Annotated in this window: 18 protein-coding genes; 9 read left to right on the top strand and 9 right to left on the bottom strand. The window is 69.8% G+C overall.

Features of this window, described 5'->3' with window-relative positions; genetic code table 11:
• Positions 1-2: 2 nt before the first annotated feature.
• Together cobO and cobU are read right to left on the bottom strand one after the other, a co-directional pair.
• Entirely contained in the window at positions 3-614 is a 612-nt protein-coding gene (gene cobO, locus Sp245p_RS07675; protein ID WP_014240682.1) for a cob(I)yrinic acid a,c-diamide adenosyltransferase, read from the bottom strand.
• A complete protein-coding gene (cobU, locus tag Sp245p_RS07670; RefSeq protein ID WP_014240681.1) occupies positions 611-1,135 on the bottom strand; it encodes a bifunctional adenosylcobinamide kinase/adenosylcobinamide-phosphate guanylyltransferase in 525 nt (174 codons plus the stop codon). The genes cobO and cobU overlap by 4 nt, the downstream gene beginning before the upstream one ends.
• A 230-nt stretch (positions 1,136-1,365) precedes the next feature.
• On the opposite strand from cobU, the gene Sp245p_RS07665 reads away from it, so the two are divergent.
• The 3 genes from Sp245p_RS07665 (at position 1,366) to Sp245p_RS07655 (ending at position 3,181) form a co-directional block, all read left to right on the top strand.
• On the top strand, positions 1,366-2,361 hold the full coding sequence (locus Sp245p_RS07665; protein ID WP_244439299.1) for an extracellular catalytic domain type 1 short-chain-length polyhydroxyalkanoate depolymerase: 996 nt from the start codon (positions 1,366-1,368) through the stop codon (positions 2,359-2,361).
• Positions 2,362-2,447: 86 nt separating this feature from the next.
• Positions 2,448-2,723, top strand: coding sequence for a hypothetical protein (locus Sp245p_RS07660; RefSeq protein WP_014240679.1), 276 nt, complete (start codon positions 2,448-2,450; stop codon positions 2,721-2,723).
• Between the two features lie 65 nt (positions 2,724-2,788).
• A complete protein-coding gene (locus Sp245p_RS07655) occupies positions 2,789-3,181 on the top strand; it encodes a hypothetical protein (RefSeq protein ID WP_014240678.1) in 393 nt (130 codons plus the stop codon).
• A gap of 31 nt (positions 3,182-3,212) precedes the next feature.
• Here Sp245p_RS07655 and Sp245p_RS07650 read toward each other — a convergent pair whose 3' ends face one another.
• The gene (locus Sp245p_RS07650) at positions 3,213-3,671 is read right to left on the bottom strand and encodes a hypothetical protein (RefSeq protein ID WP_014240677.1); all 459 of its coding nucleotides are present in this window, start codon (positions 3,669-3,671) and stop codon (positions 3,213-3,215) included.
• A gap of 163 nt (positions 3,672-3,834) precedes the next feature.
• Between Sp245p_RS07650 and Sp245p_RS07645 the strand changes: the two genes are divergently transcribed.
• A complete protein-coding gene (locus tag Sp245p_RS07645) occupies positions 3,835-4,488 on the top strand; it encodes a DsbA family oxidoreductase (protein ID WP_014240676.1) in 654 nt (217 codons plus the stop codon).
• On the top strand, positions 4,488-4,907 hold the full coding sequence (arfB, locus tag Sp245p_RS07640) for an alternative ribosome rescue aminoacyl-tRNA hydrolase ArfB (protein WP_014240675.1): 420 nt from the start codon (positions 4,488-4,490) through the stop codon (positions 4,905-4,907). Before Sp245p_RS07645 ends, arfB begins: the two co-directional genes overlap by 1 nt.
• A 6-nt stretch (positions 4,908-4,913) precedes the next feature.
• Here the strand turns inward: arfB and Sp245p_RS07635 are convergent, their stop codons facing one another.
• Positions 4,914-5,357, bottom strand: a complete 444-nt coding sequence (locus Sp245p_RS07635; protein ID WP_014240674.1) for a PRC-barrel domain-containing protein — start codon at positions 5,355-5,357, stop codon at positions 4,914-4,916.
• 157 nt (positions 5,358-5,514) lie between these two features.
• Between Sp245p_RS07635 and Sp245p_RS07630 the strand changes: the two genes are divergently transcribed.
• Positions 5,515-7,389: an AI-2E family transporter gene (locus Sp245p_RS07630; RefSeq protein WP_014240673.1), complete on the top strand. Its 1,875-nt coding sequence runs from the start codon at positions 5,515-5,517 to the stop codon at positions 7,387-7,389.
• Between the two features lie 3 nt (positions 7,390-7,392).
• On the opposite strand, the gene Sp245p_RS35395 is transcribed toward Sp245p_RS07630, so the two are convergent.
• The 4 genes from Sp245p_RS35395 to Sp245p_RS07610 form a co-directional block, all read right to left on the bottom strand.
• On the bottom strand, positions 7,393-8,346 hold the full coding sequence (locus Sp245p_RS35395) for an ACT domain-containing protein (RefSeq protein ID WP_109138442.1): 954 nt from the start codon (positions 8,344-8,346) through the stop codon (positions 7,393-7,395).
• Between the two features lie 4 nt (positions 8,347-8,350).
• Positions 8,351-11,974, bottom strand: coding sequence for a transcription-repair coupling factor (mfd, locus tag Sp245p_RS07620; RefSeq protein WP_109138441.1), 3,624 nt, complete (start codon positions 11,972-11,974; stop codon positions 8,351-8,353).
• A 10-nt stretch (positions 11,975-11,984) separates the two neighbouring features.
• On the bottom strand, positions 11,985-12,287 hold the full coding sequence (locus Sp245p_RS07615) for an FAD assembly factor SdhE (protein ID WP_038530795.1): 303 nt from the start codon (positions 12,285-12,287) through the stop codon (positions 11,985-11,987).
• A 132-nt stretch (positions 12,288-12,419) separates the two neighbouring features.
• The gene (locus Sp245p_RS07610) at positions 12,420-13,211 is read right to left on the bottom strand and encodes a crotonase/enoyl-CoA hydratase family protein (RefSeq protein ID WP_014240669.1); all 792 of its coding nucleotides are present in this window, start codon (positions 13,209-13,211) and stop codon (positions 12,420-12,422) included.
• 199 nt (positions 13,212-13,410) lie between these two features.
• On the opposite strand from Sp245p_RS07610, the gene Sp245p_RS07605 reads away from it, so the two are divergent.
• From Sp245p_RS07605 to Sp245p_RS07595, 3 genes are all read left to right on the top strand, one after another.
• On the top strand, positions 13,411-14,004 hold the full coding sequence (locus Sp245p_RS07605) for a hypothetical protein (protein WP_014240668.1): 594 nt from the start codon (positions 13,411-13,413) through the stop codon (positions 14,002-14,004).
• A 175-nt stretch (positions 14,005-14,179) separates the two neighbouring features.
• On the top strand, positions 14,180-15,478 hold the full coding sequence (gene egtB, locus Sp245p_RS07600; RefSeq protein WP_014240667.1) for an ergothioneine biosynthesis protein EgtB: 1,299 nt from the start codon (positions 14,180-14,182) through the stop codon (positions 15,476-15,478).
• 99 nt (positions 15,479-15,577) lie between these two features.
• Complete coding sequence (locus tag Sp245p_RS07595; RefSeq protein WP_014240666.1) at positions 15,578-15,910, top strand: (2Fe-2S) ferredoxin domain-containing protein; 333 nt, start codon at positions 15,578-15,580, stop codon at positions 15,908-15,910.
• A gap of 61 nt (positions 15,911-15,971) precedes the next feature.
• On the opposite strand, the gene Sp245p_RS07590 is transcribed toward Sp245p_RS07595, so the two are convergent.
• Positions 15,972-17,135 (bottom strand): nicotinate phosphoribosyltransferase, encoded by a 1,164-nt coding sequence (locus tag Sp245p_RS07590; protein WP_014240665.1) that lies wholly within the window; start codon positions 17,133-17,135, stop codon positions 15,972-15,974.
• Positions 17,136-17,245 lie beyond the last annotated feature (110 nt).

Here is a 17,245-nt window from a genome sequence, read left to right as displayed (position 1 = left end):
GCTCAGAACTCGATGCCCGGCTGGGCCTTGATGCCCGCCTGGAAGGGGTGCTTGACCAGCGTCATCTCGGTCACGAGGTCGGCGGCCTCGATCAGCTCCGGCTTGGCGGTGCGGCCGGTGACCAGCACATGCAGCCCCTCGCGCCGCCCGGTCAGCACCGGAAGCACCTCCTCCACCGGCAGATAGCCCATGCGCAGGACGATGTTCAGCTCGTCCAGCACGACGAGGCTGTACTTGGGGTCAGCCATGAGTTCCTGTGCCTTGGCCCAGGCGGCCTTGGCGGCGACGATGTCGCGCTCGCGGTCCTGAGTCTCCCAGGTGAAGCCCTCGCCCATCGTGAAGAAGTCCACGAGGTCGTCGAAGCGCTCCAGCGCCACCGTCTCTCCGGTGGACCAGGCGCCCTTGACGAACTGCACCACGCCCACGCGCATGCCGTGACCGGCGGCGCGCAGGATCAGGCCGAAGGCGGCGGTGGACTTGCCCTTGCCGTTGCCCGTGTTGACCATCAGCAGGCCCTTCTCCTGCGTCTTGCTGGCCATCACCCGGTCGTGCAGCGCCTTGCGCCGCTTCATCTTCTCGGCGTGGCGTTCGTTCTGGTTGGCGTCTTCGCTCATGGTGTCTCTCCCTTCAGCAGCAGCGGCAGCCCGGCGGCGACGAAGGTCACCCGCTGGGCCACGGCGGCGATGTCCTGATGCAGCCGCCCCGCATGGTCGCGAAAGCGGCGGGCCAGCGCGTTGTCCGGCACGATGCCCAGCCCCACCTCGTTGGAAACCAGCACCACCCGCCCCTCCACCCCGGCCAAAGCGGCCAGCAGCTCGGCGGAACGGGCGGGCACGTCGGCATCGGCCATCATCAGGTTGGACAGCCACAGCGTCAGGCAATCGACCAGCACGCCCGTCCCGACGCCAGCGTGGCGGCGCAGCGCGCCGGGCAGGTCGAGCGGCTCCTCCACCGTCGTCCAGCCAGGGCCGCGGTCCTCCTGGTGGCGGGCGACGCGGTCGGCCATCTCGGAGTCCCAGATCTGGGCGGTGGCGATGTAGACCCGCGGGCCGGGTGATGCGGTCACCAGCCCCTCGGCGTAGCGGCTCTTGCCGGAGCGGGCGCCGCCCAGGACGAGGGTGATGTCGGTGCTCATGACGGTCGGACCATCTGGACGCTTGCGGGTTTGGGCGACGCTTGGCGGACGGGCGCTTGCGGAACCGGATGGTTAGCGCAGTTGGCGCCCCGGCGCAAACCGCCATGGAGTTGCCGGACCGGAGCGCAGATCGGCGGTTGTCCTCCGCCACCTCCGTCCCGTACCATCCGCCACCTCCGTCCCGTACCATCCGCCGCCTTCCCTCCCGAACGATCCCGGAGCCGCCGACCGTGACCGACACCACCCGGCCCCGCCCGGCCCTGGCCCGCGCCGCAGCCTTCCTCCGCCGCCTGACCGGAAAACTGTTCCGCCGCGGCGCGCCCGTCCCGCCGCCCCCGCCGAAACCCGTCCCCGTGACGGAGCCGATGGAATCCGGGGTCTTCACCGGCGACTCCGGCTCGCTCGCCTACCGGTTGTTCGTGCCGAAGGGTGTGGCGGCAGGACCGCGTCCGCTGCTGGTCATGCTGCACGGCTGCACCCAGTCGCCGGAGGACTTCGCCGTCGGAACCCGCATGAACCGTCTCGCCGAGGAGGCCGGTTGCCTCGTCCTCTATCCGGAGCAGACCCCCGCGGCAAACGACAAGAAATGCTGGAACTGGTTCAACCCGGACCACCAGCGCCGCGAACGCGGCGAACCGGCGCTGATCGCCGGAGCCACCCGGCAGGTGCTGGCGGAGCAAGGGGCCGACCCGCAGCGCGTCTACGTCGCCGGGATTTCGGCGGGCGGCTCCGCCGCGATGGTGCTGGCGACGACATATCCCGACTTGTTCGCCGCGGTGGGCGTCCATTCCGGCCTGCCCTACGGCTCGGCCAGCGGCGTGCCCTCCGCCCTGTTGGCGATGAAGGCCGGCTCATCGCCCGGCCAGCGGCCGGCGGCCGGGGCTCCGGTGGTTCCGGCCATCGTCTTCCACGGCGACGCGGACAAGGTCGTGCACCCGCGCAACGGCGACCATGTGATGGCGCAGGCCACCGCCAACGCCGAAGGACTGACCGCGAAGACCGAGGAGGGACAGGCACCCGGCGGGCGCGGCTTCACCCGCACCGTCCACAAGGACCGCGATGGAGCAACGCTGTTCGAGCAGTGGATCGTCCAGGGCAGCGGCCACGCCTGGTCCGGCGGCAGCCCCGACGGCACCTACACCGACCCGCAGGGGCCGGACGCCACGCGGGAGATGCTGCGCTTCTTCCTGTCCCACCGGCACGCCGAACCCGCAAAAAGCGCGTGAGCCTGCGGTTACCACTTTTGCACAGCCGAATTCGCGACGCCCGTGCCATAAACTCCGTCTGCCCTCACCAGCCCACCGATCCGGCCATGCGCGTCCCCGCTCTCCGCCCCGCTGCCCTCGGCGCCCTCGCGCTGTGCCTGTCGGCGTCGCCGACGGTCCAGGCCGCCAACGTCTCTGCCGGGCAGGCCGAGGCGAAGGAGGCCGCGAAGTCGTTGGGCAACTGCACGCCCGCCAAGGTGGAGGTGATGAGCTACGTCACCGGCCGCTCCGGCCAGACCGTGTTCAAGGTGGGCTGCACGGAGGACAAGGACACCTTCGTGCTGGTGCAGTGCCGGTCGCGAATCTGCACGCTGCTGCGCTGATTCACGGCTTCTTAATGAGGTTGGCCTGGAATCGGACACGAACACGGGACGGGGTGCAAGGGGTGATGAGGCTCGCTCAGTCAATCGCGGTGCTGGCGCTGGCGGCCCTTCCTCTGGGTGCCTGCAGCGGGCCGATGATGGTTGCCAGCGTCGGCGCCGATCTCGCCTCCGTCACCAGCACCAAGAAGACGCTCGGCGATCATGTGGTGTCCGCGGCGACCGGGCGCGACTGCTCGTCCGTGTCCTTCTCGGAAACCGGACAGTATTGCCCGGAGAAGGTCTACGTCGACCGCTCCCGCCTCTATTGCTACAAGACGCTGGCCGACGTGGATTGCCACCACATCCCCGACCCGCACCGCAACGGCCACACCGCCCTGGCGAGCCCGCCGCCGGACATCCGGCCGGAACCCCGGCAGCCGGGCTGGATCGAACGGATGATGACCGCGGCGGAGCAATAAGCCCGGCGGAGCAAACCACCTGCTCCGGCTCTCAGCGCATCTTCTTCGCCACGAAGGCCTTGGCGAGGGTCATCATCGCCTTTTCATGGGTGACGCCGCCCTGCCCGCCCTTGCCGGCGGGAACCACCATGGTGGCGGATTTGACCGGAGCGGCTGAGCCGGTGCGGCCGCGCGGCGCCGGTGCGTCCTCACCGGGATCGCGGCCGAGGCGGCTCAGCACGTCGGCCAGCGCCTCCTTGCTCAGCGCCGAATCCGCAGAACCACGGGACCGGCCCGGCTGCGCGGGCGCAGACCGGTTGGGCGCCGATGGGCGGACACCCCGCTCGATCGCCGCCGCGGCGATGGCCTTCAGGAAAGGCTGCGAGATGCCCAGCAGGAGCTGCGGGTCCTCGACCGCCCAGGCCATCAGAAGCTTCTGCGCGGTCGCCCGGCTCCCCTTGGCCGCCACCAGCGCGTCGCGCACCTTGCCGTCCACATAGGAATTCGCCATCGCCACACGCCTCCGACCGCCGCGGACGCTCATCCGCGCAACAGGGCGACTCTCCGGCGGCAAGGGTTAACAAAGGGTTGCAAAGGCGGTTGCCCGAACGCGGCAGGGCGCCCCATGGGCAGGGCGGTTGCGCGGCGGGGCGGGAATGGGGGATAGTGGGCCTATGCTGATCGAAACCTACGCCGACCTGATCTGCCCCTGGTGCTACATCGGAAAGCGGCGGCTTGCCCGCGCGCTGGCCGACCGGCCCCGCGTCCAGGTGGAATTGCGCTGGCAGCCCTTCCAGCTCAACCCGGACATGGCGGCGGGCGGCATGGTGCGCAGCGCCTATCTGGCGGCCAAGTTCGGCGGCACGGAGCGGGCCCGGCAGATCCATCTGGTGGTCGAGGAAACGGCGGAGCGCGACGGCCTGCCGCTGCGGCTGGACCGCATCCGGCGCACGCCCAACAGCTTCGACGGGCACCGGCTGATCCGCATCGCGGCCCGCCATGGGCTGGGCAACCGGATGGCCGATGCGCTGTTCCACGCCTATTTCGTGGACGGGCTGGACATCGGCGACCGCGACACGCTGGCCGCGACCGCCGCCGGTCTGGGCTTCGATTTCACGGAGATCAAAAATCTTCTGAACGGCGATGCCGAAACCACGGCGGTTTTCAATGCCGACGCCACGGCGCGCCAGCTCGGCCTTCAGGCGGTTCCCTGCTACATCTTCAACCGGCGCTACGCGCTGTCCGGCGCGCAGGAACCCGCCAGCTTCCTCCCGCTTCTCGACCTCGGGGTCGAGGAGCAGGAAGGCGTGACGGCGGCGGCCGACTGATGATCCGGGTCACCCCGCGCATCAGCCTGGACGAGAGCGAGCTTCAGGAGAGCTTCATCCGCGCCTCCGGTCCCGGCGGCCAACACGTCAACAAGACCGACAGCGCGGTGCAGTTGCGCTTCGACGTGGCGGCCTCGCCGAACATCCCCGACGACGTGAAGGCCCGGCTGGTCCGGCTGGCCGGCTCGCGCATGACGGCGGCGGGCGTGCTGATCATCGTCGGCGACACCTACCGCAGCCAGCTGCGCAACCGCGAGGACGTGCGGGAGCGGCTGATCGACCTGATCCGCGACGCAACGGTGGTGCCGAAGAGCCGCCGCCCGACCAAGCCGACCCTCGGCTCCAAGAAGCGTCGCCTGGAGGCCAAGGGTCAGCGGTCCGACATCAAGCGTCTGCGCTCCGGCAAGCCGGAGGACTGACGCCGCTTAGTGCGGGGTCTTCTGCCGGTTCAGCGAGACCATGTTCCCGCCATACTGGAACTCCGGCAGGTTGGCGAACTGGTCCTTGGTCAGCTGGGTCGCCACGAGGGCGTCCTGCTGCTGGTTGTAGCGGACGTTGTCGATGTCCAGCGCCACGTTGTGCCCACCGATGCCCATGATGCCGCCGGTCGAGACCACCAGCTGGCTCGGGCGGTTGCTGCGGTTGAACAGCACGTCCTCGACCTGTCCCACCTTCTGCCCGTCATAGGCGACGACCGACTTGCCCAGCATGGCCTGCGGCTCGATCCGCGAGGCGGTCTGGAGCGATTGCTCGGACATCGGGCGGGATGCCTGCTCGCTTCCCCCACCGAACCAGCTCGACGTCTCGGCGCAGCCCCCCAAAGCCAAAAGCGCGACCGCCGACAGGACCGGAACAGCAACCTTACGCATAGCCCCCTCCTTCTGACGAGATAACCACGCGGGTTTAAACAGGCCGTCGACCGCAATCGTCACGGTGTCTTGCGGCGATCACGCCCAACGCGCCGGAACGCGCCGCGTCCGGCCGTGTTCTGCACTCTCTCAACTCTCCCCCGAGGCTCCGCAGATCATGGCCGAAGACACCGCCCGCCGGTTGCAGGCCCGCCCCATTCCGGTGCCGAAGGCCGCCCCGCCCGCCTCCACCCAGACGACGCTGCTGGTCATCGCGCTGGTGGTGGCGACCCTGTATCTGGGAAGCGACATCCTGGTCCCCATCGCGCTGGCGGTGCTGCTGACCTTCGTCCTGGCGCCCATCGTCAGTCGGCTGGAGCGGCTGCGCCTGGGCCGGATTCCGTCGGTGCTGGCCGTGGTGGTTCTGGTCTTCGCGGGCATCGCCGGCTTCGGCATGGTGGTCGGCGGGCAGATCGCCGACCTCGCCAACAACCTGCCCAGCTATCAGCAGAATGTGCACGCCAAGCTGGATTCGCTGCGCTCCCGCGCCACGTCGGCGGGCAGCGGCGGGGTGGTGCAGCAGGCGACCGAAGCCTTTCGCGACCTCAAGCAGGGTCTGGAGCAGGTGACCGGCGACACCCCGCCCGCCGCCACGGCTCCGGCCAGCGCCCTGCCCGCCCCCGGCGCTGCGCGGGAGCCGGTGCCGGTGCGGATCGAGCAGGACGGCTCCGACGCGCTGACCATCATCAGCGACGTGCTGGGGCCGGCCATGGCGCCGGTCGCCACGGCGGGCATGGTGCTGGTCTTCACCATCTTCATGCTGCTGCAACGGGAGGATCTGCGCGACCGGCTGATCCGGCTGGCCGGGTCCGGCGACCTCAGCCGCACGACGGAGGCGATGAACGACGCCGGCGAGCGGGTCAGCCGCTATCTGCTGATGCAGTGCGTGGTCAACGTCACCTACGGCCTGCCCATCGGGGTCGGGCTGTGGTTGATCGGCGTGCCGAATCCGTTGCTCTGGGGCCTGCTGTCGACGGTGCTGCGCTTCATCCCCTTCCTGGGGCCGGCGATCGCCGCGGCCTTCCCGATCCTGCTGTCCTTCGCGGTCGATGGGGGTTGGACCCTGCCGCTGCTCTGCATCGCCCTGTTCGTGGCGGTGGAGCTGTTCTCCAACAATGTGGTGGAGCCCTGGCTCTACGGATCGGCCACCGGCCTGTCGTCGCTGGCGATCATCGTCGCGGCGGTGTTCTGGACCACGCTGTGGGGGCCGGTCGGCCTGCTGCTGGCGACTCCGCTGACCGTCTGCCTCGTGGTGCTGGGGCGGCACGTTCCGCAGCTTCATTTCCTGGAGGTGATGCTGGGCGACCGTCCGGTCCTGCCCGACGAGGCCAAGCTGTACCAGCGCCTGCTCGCCCGCGACCCCATCGAGGCCATGGAGATCGCCGAGGAGAAGATGAGCAAGGGCGGGCTGGTGGAGGCCGGTCACGGCCTGCTGATCCCCACCCTGTCGCTGGCCGAGCAGGACCGCCAGCGCAACCGCCTGAACCCGGAGGGACGGCAGGCGGTGGCCGAGGGCATGGTGGCCTTGCTGGACGAGATGATGGAGTCCTCCCCGCCCGCCGCGGAGGACACGCCGCTGGTCCTGTGCATCGGCGCCCGCAACGACCTGGACGAGGCGGCGGCGGCGCTGCTCGGCCACATGCTGCGCCCGCGCGGGCTGCGCGCCGACGTGATCCCCTGCGAGAAGGTGTCCGTCCGCTCCATCGCCGCGCTGGCGCCGACCGGCGTGTCGGCGGTGGTGCTGTCCTACCTGAACCCGTCCGCCCTGTCGCACGCCCGGCGGCTGGTGCGCCGGTTGCGCCTGCATTTCGGCCCGAACGTGCCGATCCTGCTCTGCCTGTGGAGCGCCCACCCCGAAGCCGAGGCGCCGGAGCACGCCATCTCCCAGACCGCCGCCGACCGCGTCGCCACCAGCCTGACCGGCGCCGTCACGCAGTTGGAGGAGCTGGGCGTGCTCGCCGCCGTCGAGGCGGAGAAGGCCCCGCAGGCGTGACGGTCAGGAGGGCGCCACGACGGTGCAGACGCGCTTCAGCGCGTCGGCCGCGCGCTCCACATCCTCGTCGCGCACCAGCACGTAATCGGTGTCGTAGGTGGACATTGCGAAGATCGGCACGCGCGCCTGGGCCAGCGGCACGGCGATGCGCGCCAGCACGCCGAAAAGCGAGAAGTCCAGCGGCCCCTCCACTTTGAAGGCGCGCCATCCCCGCTCCGCCGTCACGCCCTCCGGCACGCGGGACTCGCGGCAGAGGATGGACAGCTCCTCCCCCGTGCGGGTGGCGCTGACCAGCGGGTCGGTCCAGTCGAGCCAGCCGGGCATCCCGTCCCCCGGCGCCAGCCGCGCCACCGCCAGCCGGTCGGGCAGGACCGACAGGGTGAGCGGCTTGGTCTCCGGCAGCAGGGCGGCGTCCAGAGTCGCGCGGTCCACCTCGAACGGTTTGAGAATGCGCTTGGCCCGTGCGGCCAGCGACGGGATGCGCGAGCGCATGGCCCGGCCCAGCATGTCCGCCGCGACCGGGCGAAGCTCCGGGTCGTTCGCCGCCAGATCGACCATCGCCTGAAGCGCGGCGCTCTGCACGATCCGGCTGGCCCGGTTCTCGAACCAGCCTTCCAGAAGCGCCACAGCGCGCCCGCGCTGCTCCTCCGTCAGGGTCAGGCGGGGAATGACGGCCGCCAAGTGCCAGCGCACCTCCGCTTGCTCGATCGCTGCGGCGTCGGTCAGCAGCCGTTCCGCGAAGGCGTCCAGCGGACGGGCATCGCCGCGCGACACCCGCTCCAGGGCGTCGGCGGCGCGCATCCGCACCCCGGCGTCGCCGTCGAACAGGCAGGCGACCAGTTCCGGCAGCCGCGCGGGGTCGGCGGCCACCGCCTCCGCCACCGTCGGAATGTCACCAAAGGCGCGCCGGTCACCGCCGAGCGCCAGGGCCTTCGCCAGCCCCCCATCCTTCTTCATCGCCTCAGCGCCGCCCGAAGGGACGCGAGGGGATGTTCCGCCCGAACTTCGACCCGGCCTTCAGCGCGCTGGGGCGCGGCGGCGGGGGTGGCGGAGGAGGCGGCGCCTCGCCCTTCGGCACGGCGCCGCCGCCGGCCATCTGCGCCAGATCGCTCATCAGCCGGTTGACACCACGCACCCGCTGAGCCTCGTCGGCCCATTCGCGCGTGTAGACCAGCTTGTGGTCGGGCCGCAGCTTCATCAGGCTGATCTGCTGGCTGATGTAGGTCAGCAGCTTGGCCGGCTCGGCGTAGCTGTTGTTGCGGAAAGTCAGCACGGCGCCCTTCGGCCCGGCGTCCACCCGCTCCACCCCCGCCTGACGGCAGAGCTGCTTGATGGTCACCACGTCGAGCAGGTTCTCCACCTCGCCCGGCAGCTTGCCAAAACGGTCGATCAACTCCGCCGCGAAGCCGTCGATCTCCGCCCGGTCCACCAGATCGGCGATGCGGCGGTAGAGCGACAGGCGCACCGTCAGGTCGGGGACATACTCCTCCGGGATCAGCACCGGCGTGCCCAGGTTGATCTGCGGGGTCCAGGGCTGGTCCTCCGCGCCGCTCGGCACCTGCCCGTCCATGCCGGCGCGGGCGTTGGCGACGGCCTCCTCCAGCATGTGCTGGTACAGCTCGACGCCGACCTCCTTGACGTGGCCCGACTGCTCTTCGCCCAACAGGTTGCCGGCGCCGCGGATGTCCATGTCGTGGCTGGCCAGCTGGAAGCCGGCGCCCAGGCTGTCCAGCGTCTCGATGACGTGCAGCCGCTGCTGTGCCGTGCCGGTCAGCGGCTTGTTCGGCGCGTAGGTGAGGTAGGCGTAGCCGCGCACCTTCGAGCGGCCGACGCGCCCGCGGATCTGGTAGAGCTGCGCCAGGCCGAACATGTCCGCCCGGTGCACGATCAGCGTGTTGGCGTTGGGAATGTCGATGCCGCTCTCGATGATGTTGGTGGCGAGCAGCACCTCGAACTTGCCCTCGTCGAAGGCGGTCATCACCTCCTCCAGCTCGCTGGCGGGCATCTGGCCGTGGGCGGTGACGATCTTCACCTCGGGCACCAGCTCGCGCACCCGCTCGGCGACCTTGGGCAGGTCCTCCACGCGAGGGCAGACGTAGAAGGTCTGGCCGCCCCGGTAATGCTCGCGCAGGATGGCCTCGCGCACCACCACCGGGTCGTAGGGCAGCACAAAGGTGCGCACCGCCAAGCGGTCCACCGGCGGGGTGGCGATCAGCGACAGCTCACGCACGCCGGACAGCGCCATCTGGAGCGTGCGCGGGATCGGCGTGGCGGTCAGCGTCAGGACATGCACGTCGGCGCGCAGCTCCTTCAGCCGCTCCTTCTGCTTCACGCCGAAATGCTGCTCCTCGTCGACGATGACCATGCCGAGCTGCTTGAACTGCACGCCCTTGCCGAGCAGCGCGTGGGTGCCGATGACGATGTCGGCAGTGCCCTCCGTCAGCTCCTGCTTGACCTTGGTCTGCTCCTTGGCGGTGACCATGCGGGAGAGCTGGACGATGCGCAGCGGCAGCCCCGCGAAGCGGGTGGTGAAGGTCTTGAAGTGCTGCCGCGCCAGAAGCGTGGTCGGCACCACCACGGCGACCTGCTGGCCGCTCATGGCGACGAGGAAGGCGGCGCGCAGCGCCACCTCCGTCTTGCCGAAGCCGACGTCGCCGCAGACCAGCCGGTCCATCGGACGGCCCGAGCCGAGGTCGGTGAAGACCTCCTCGATCACCTTCAGCTGGTCGTCGGTCTCCGGATAGGGGAAGCGCGCGGCGAATTCCTGATAGACGCCCTCCGGCGTGTAGACCGGATCGGCTTTCTTCAGCATGCGCTCGGCGGCGATCTTCAGCAGCGCCTCGGCCATGTCCTTCAGGCGCTTCTTGACGCGGGCTTTGCGGCCCTGCCAGCCGGCCCCGCCCAGCTTGTCGAGCTGCGCGTGCGCGTCCTCCGACCCGTAGCGGGTCAGCACCTCGATGTTCTCGACGGGGACGTAGAGCTTGTCGCCCCCCTCGTAGATCAGCCGCAGGCAGTCGTGCGGCGCGCCGGACACCTCAAGCGTCTCCAACCCGTCGTAGCGCCCGATGCCGTGGTCCATGTGCACCACGAGGTCGCCCGAGGCCAGCGCCGTGTATTCGGCGATGAAGTTGGCGGCCTTGCGCTTCTTCTTCGCCGCCGGGCGGACGAGGCGGTCGCCGAGGATGTCCTGCTCGGTGATGACGGCCATGTCGGCGGAGGTGAAGCCGTGCTCCATCCCCAGCACGATCATGCCGATGATGTTGCGGTCGAAGCGGCGGACGTCCTCGATGCTCTCCGCCGGCTCCAGCCCCGGAATGCCGTGGTCGCCCAGCACCGTCATCAGACGGTCGCGGGAGCCCGCGGAATAGCCGGCCACCAGCACGCGCCGCCCGTCGGCCCGCAACGCGCGGATGTGGTCCTTCACCGCCTCGAAGACGTTGACGTCGGGGCGCGCCCGCTCCTCGGCGAAGTCATGGCCGCGGCGCCCACCGGCGTCCAGCGTGCCCTTGATGCCCGGCGGCGTGCCGAAGGGCTGGAGCTGCGCCACGGCGTGGGCAGCGAACAGGTCGTCCCAGGCCTGGGCGTCGAGGAACATCATGCCGACCGGCACCGGCTTGTAGACCGGCGAGCCCGTCCGCTTCTCGATGACGATCATGCTCTCGCGGGAGGCGTGGAAGTCCACCACCTGAGCGATGCGCGAATCGCGCGCCTCCGTCGCCTGATGGTCCAGCGACAGGATGGCCTTGGGCATGTAGGCCAGCAGCGATTCCATCGTCTCGTGGAACAGCGGTAGCCAGTGCTCCATGCCGCCGTACTTGCGCCCGGCGCTGATCGCCTCGTAGAGCGGGTCGTCGTCGGTGACGGCGCCGAACAGCTCCCGGTAGCCGGAGCGGAAGCGGGCGATGCCGGCCTCGTCGAGGAAGACTTCCGACATCGGCTTCAGGTCGATGCCGTCGCGCTTGTCGGTGGTGCGTTGCGACATGGGGTCGAAGCTGCGCACGGCCTCCAGCTCATCGCCGAACAGGTCGAGGCGCAGCGGCTCGTCGGTGCCCGGCGGGAACAGATCGACGATGCCGCCGCGCACGGCGAACTCGCCCGGCTCGCGCACCGTCTGGGCGCGGGTGTAGCCGTTGCCGGCCAGATAGCGCTGCAGCTTCTCCAGATCGATCCGGTCGCGCAGCTTCGCCGAGAACACCGCGTCGCGGAAAGCGGCGCGGGGCGGCACCTTCTGCACCATGGCGTTGACGGTGGTCAGCACGACCAGCGGCGCGGCGTCCGCCTTGCGCGCCAGCAGGCGGGTCAGCGTGTCGATGCGCTTCGCCACGATGCCGCCGTTGGGCGACACCCGGTCGTAGGGCAGGCAGTCCCAGGCCGGGAACACCTGCACCTCCAGCGAAGGCGCGAAGAAGGCCAGCGCCTCCGCCAGCTGGGCGGCGCGGGTGTCGTCGAGCGCGACGTGGAGGAGTCCGGCGCTCCCCGCTCGCTTGGCGAGGTCGGCGAGGACGCGGGCGTCATGACCGGCGGGGGCGCCGCCGACCAGAAGGCGGCCGGAGCGTCCCGGCTGCAACTGTTCGAAGTTGGGCAAGGATCGGGCCTCAGGACCCCTGACGGGGCGTGTAGCGGAACTTGGTCAACAGCTGCATGACGTCGGTGTCATGCTCGGCGGGCAGCGGCTCGCGCCCGGCGTACCAGTTGTAGAGGTCCGGGTCGCTGAGTTCGAGCAGCGCCTCGTAGCGGTCGAGCTGCGCGTGGTCGAAGTCCGGGACATGGGCGTCGGCGAAGCTGCCGATCAGCAGGTCCATCTCGCGCATGCCGCGGTGCCACGACCGGAAGCGCAGCCGCTTGCGCCGGTTTTCCAGGGACTCGCCGCTCTCGGACAGGGTGTTCTCGTCGCTCATGCCATCCACGCCAAAAAGCCCCGGCCCCGGAAGATAGGGGGCGGAGCGGTCCACATCCACCCCCGCATCCTGCACACCGGCACGCCCCCGCGCAAACCGAAATGCCGGACGATCCCCCGGAAGGAGCGTGATTCAGCGCGCCAGCCACGCCTCCAGCCCGTCGCGCAGGTCGGCCCCCGGTGCCAGCCGGGCGAAGCGCTCGGTCTCCACCGCCAACCCTTCGCCGATGGTCATGTTCAGCCCGCGGGTCACCGCCCCAAGGATGCCGGACACCGCCGCCGGGGAATGCCGGACGATGCGCCCGGCCAGTTCGAAGGCGGCGGGCAGCAGCGCGTCGTGGGGCACCACCTGATTGACCAGCCCGACCGCCAGCGCCATCGCGGGCGGGAAGGTGTCGCCGGTCAGCAGCCATTCCAGCGCCCGCTTGCGCCCAGCGTTGCGGGGAAGCCGCTGCGTCCCGCCGAAGGTCGGCATCATGCCGAGCCTGATCTCCGCCTTGGAGAAACTCGCCCGCTCGCTGGCGACGGCGAGGTGTGACGCCTCCAGAATCTCGCAGCCGCCGCCGTAGCAGATGCCGTTGACCGCGGCGATGATGGGCTTGGGGAAGGACTCGATCCGCGCGCACAGGGTCTGGCCGGGCCGGAAGGCGCGCACCGCGGCCTCCGGTCCCCGCCGGACGGCTGGGGTGAACTCCGCGATGTCCGCCCCGGCGGAGAAGGCCCGCTCCCCGGCGCCGGTGACGATGATGGCCCGCACCGCAGCGTCGACCTCCAGCGCATCCAGCGTGTCGAGCATGGCGGCGGCCAGCGCCGTGCTGATGGCGTTCAGCTTGGCGGGGCGGTTCAGGGTGAGGGTGGCGATCCCCCCGGCGGTGACGCACAGCACGGGGTTGGCGGGGTCGGCGTGTTTGGTCGTCAGGGGCATGGCGCGTTCCTTTTGTCCTGCGTTTGGGATGCCCCACTGTCGAGCCCGAGCCACGCCCCTGACAAACGAGTACGCCGCGTGTTCGGGTGAACAACGCTCACCTGAAACAGGTCCTTCGCCGCACGTCAAAGCGTCACCTTGACAGAATCGCGACAGTTGGTACACTGAACAGTCCCAGCCACTTTCGGTGGAGGTCGCCATGACCGACGGATCGATCGGACGCCCGGAACCCCTGGTCCGCTCGGCCGGCGTGGTGGAGCGCACCGGCAGCGCGACCGACCGCAGGAAACGGCGACAGAATCGGCAGGACCTGCAACAGCAGGAGCGCGAGCAGCAGGAGCGACGCGACCAGGACGAGGCCAACCACAAGCGGCGACGCCTCTACGATCTGCTGTTCGACGAAATCGATGAGCTGGACACGCTGAACGCCGGGCAGCGGGCACGCATCAAGCAGAACCTGCGCGCGCAGCTCGCGAACCGCCGTCCGCCGCCCCACCTCGCCCCCAACCTCGCCCAGCCGCCACCAGATGAGGACATCGAACGCATCGCGGCGGCGCTCCTCGAAAAGGCCGTCGCGGCCCATTCGGTCGACCATGACCACATCGTCGGCATGGCGGCGCCGACGCACCCGGCGCTTCCGCCCGGGCAGACGGCGGAGAATGTGGCGCTCGCCAACCAGCTCCGCGATTGCCTGGAGCAGCGGACGACGACATCGCGGCGCGTTGCCGTGTATCTGCGCCTTCTCCTGACGCTCGAAGGCGCCTTCCGTCCGCATCTGGTGGTGGACGCCTGACCACGGTTCCACCGCGGGTGCGATGCGCGAATTCGGAGAAAGCCCCCCTCCGATGCGCCACCCAGGATGGTTGGACCATGCGGCACAATGGATCTGTTGTTTCTCCGGCGGAGTCCGGGCGCGTTCCCGCGCCGTTCCCGCCGCGGAAAACCCGCTCCCGCAGGGAGGTTCCCCCGTGCCCGACACCCATCTCGCCACGCACGCCCAGCCGTCCGGCGACGCCCTTCGCCAAGCCCTTTCCACCCGTTTCCAGAAGATCCGCGCCCGCACCGCCGAACTCGCGGCCCCCTTGTCGCCCGAAGACCTGATGGTCCAGTCGGTGGCCGATGGCGCCCCGGCCAAATGGCACCTCGCCCACACGACGTGGCTGTTCGAAACCACCGTCCTGGTGCCCTGCAACCCCGGTTACCGCCCCTTCGATCCAGCCTTTCTGACGCTGTTCGCCGCGCGCGACGACCGCTTCGGCAGCCACCAGCTTCCCTCCCCCACCCTGCGCCTGCTTTCCCGGCCCAACGCGGCGGAGGTGATGCGCTACCGCGACCATGTGAACGCCGCGGTGCTGCACCTGCTGAACCAGGCCGAAGAGGCGGAACTGCCGGAGATCGCCGACCGCGTGATCGTCGGCATCACGCACGAGCGGCGCCACCAGGAACGGCTGCTGACCCACATCAAGCACGCCTTCTGGAGCAACCCCCTGCGCCCCGCCTACGACCAGCCGCCGCAGGCCGTGCCGGCTCCGCCGCAGCCCGAACGCTGGATCGAGCATGAGGGGGGCATGGTCGAGATCGGGCGGACGGAAGCCGGAGCCGGATTCGACCATGAGGGGCCGCGCCACCGCGTCCATCTGGGGCCCTTCCGCCTCGCCGCCCTGCCGGTGTCCTGCGGCGCCTTCCGCGACTTCATCGAGGACGGCGGCTACGCGAAGCGTTCGCTCTGGCTCGCCGATGGCTGGGAGGCGGTGCAGACCGAGGGTTGGCAGGCCCCGCTCTATTGGGAATGGCGCGACGGCGCGTGGCAGATCTTCACCCTCTACGGCATGCGCGCGCTCGATCCCGCCGAGCCGGTCTGCCATGTCAGCTGGTTCGAGGCCGACGCCTTCGCCCGCTGGGCCGGCAAGCGCCTGCCCGAGGAGGCCGAGTGGGAGGCCGTGGCGTCGCGCTGCGACAGCATGGGCAACCTGCTGGGCACCGGCCACCGCCACCCGCGCCCCAGCACCTGCCACGGCGACGGCCCCTGGCAATTGTTCGGCGACGTGTGGGAATGGACGCGCAGCCCCTTCACCCCCTACCCCGGCTATCGCCTGCCGGACGGTGTGGACGAGGCCGTCCATGGCCGCTTCATGATCAACCGCATGGTGCTGCGGGGCGGCAGCTGCGTCACCCCCTTCGACCACGCCAACCCGACGACCCGGCATTACCTGCGGCCGGAATCCCGTTTGTCCTTCACCGGCCTGCGGCTGGCAGAGGATGCCTGATGAATAGGACAGCTGAGACATTGGAATCGTTTTAAACGGTGGCGCTGCACCGCAGCAAGCTCTATAACCATAATTAAATTATGGCCTATGGAGCCTTCGATGTCCCTCGACCTGCCTCAGGTGTTCCGCCACCACGTCTTTTGTTGCGCCCAGCAGCGCCCGCCCGGCCACCCGCGCGGGAGCTGCGCGGCGAAGAACGCCCACCCGCTGTGGGAGCAGCTCGGCCAGCGCATCCAGGCCAAGGGGCTGCTGGACGTCGGCATGGCCTGGACCGGTTGTCTCGGCTTCTGCTCCGCCGGGCCGCTGATGGTGGTCTATCCGGAGGGGCTGTGGTACCGCCCGGAAACGCCTGAGGACATCGACGAGATCGTCGACTCGCACCTCGTCAACAACACGCCGGTCGAACGGCTGGTGATGGTGCTGACCCGCTGAACGCAAAAGCCCCTCCGCGGCACGGCCGGCGGAGGGGCGTTCTTCGTGCGGACCGACGATGCTACTTGCGGAACAGGAACTCGCGGCCGACCTTCACGCGCTTCTCGCCGTCGTACTCGATGATGTCGGCGGTGGCGTAGGTCTCGGTCCAGCGCTCGGGCAGATAGCTGCCGGTGCCGATGATGTCGACGGGGGCGTTGGCCTCCGCCATCAGGCGGCACTTCGCCGGGCCGAAGCCGGAGCTGGCGACGATCTTCACCGCCGGGAAACCGGCCTCGTCCAGCTTCTCGCGCATGAAATGGATCGCCGCCGCCGACACGCCGGTGCCGATCAGATAGCGGAGCTGCGTCTCGTCGCGATAACCGCGGATGGAGTGGGGGGCGTGCCGCTCCAGCACCGCGTAGGAGCCCGGCGGGTCCAGCCCTTCCAGGAAGCGCCCGCCCGGCGTGTCGAGCCGCACCGCCAGCTTGCCCTGCGCGGCGAGGCCGGGGAAGCGGCGGCAGACCTCCAGCGCATCGGTCACCTCGCGCCCGAAGTAATCGACCAGGACGGTCAGCGGCAGTTCGGGGAAGGTCTCGTGGAACATCTCCGCCGCCCGCACGGTCGATCCGGCGTAGCCGATCAGCGCGTGCGGCATCGTGCCCATGCCCTTCTTCTGGCCGAAGAAATGGGCGGTGGCGTCGGTGGCGTTGCCGATGAAGCCCTTGGCGCCGACCTTGCGCTTCGCCCGGTCCGACCCGACCGAGGCGGCGTAGGCCATCATCTCCTCCATTTCCGTGCCGGCGCAGTGGCGCGCCTCCATGGCGAGGAAGGCGGTCTTCGGCAGGTCGGCGCACATGGTGAAGGCGTTGTAGGCGCCGACGCAGGCGGGGCCGAGCTTCTGGAGGATGATCGTCTCGGTGTCGACCAGATGGTAGAAGGAGCCGGTGATGTAGAGGATCGGCTCGCCCGCACCGACCCACTTTCCTTCCGGATAGTTCAGGACGATGTCGAGGTCGAACCCGCGCTCCCGCGCCACCGCCTCCAGCCATTCGATGGCGAGTCGCGGCGCGCAGACCACAGGGCGGCGCATGAAGATGGCGTAGGTGACCTTCTTGTCACCGAATTTCCCGACCGCCTCCTTGGTCCGCTTGAAATAGGTGTCGGTCCATTCGGTGATGGCCGACGCGGGCGGATGGCTGGCGGGCGTGTGACTGGCCGGCGGCTGGTTCCTGGTCTCGTCCATGGCGATGTCCTTGTCTTCCCGCTCTTGCCCTTCACGATGGCCCCATCCGGAGGCCGCTCCCGCGGCGGGAACGGCAATCCGACTGAGAAACCAGCATTATACGCCCCGGC

It is taken from the genome of Azospirillum baldaniorum, assembly GCF_003119195.2.
Lineage (GTDB): Bacteria > Pseudomonadota > Alphaproteobacteria > Azospirillales > Azospirillaceae > Azospirillum > Azospirillum baldaniorum.
This window is presented reverse-complemented; position numbering and strand designations above follow the sequence as displayed.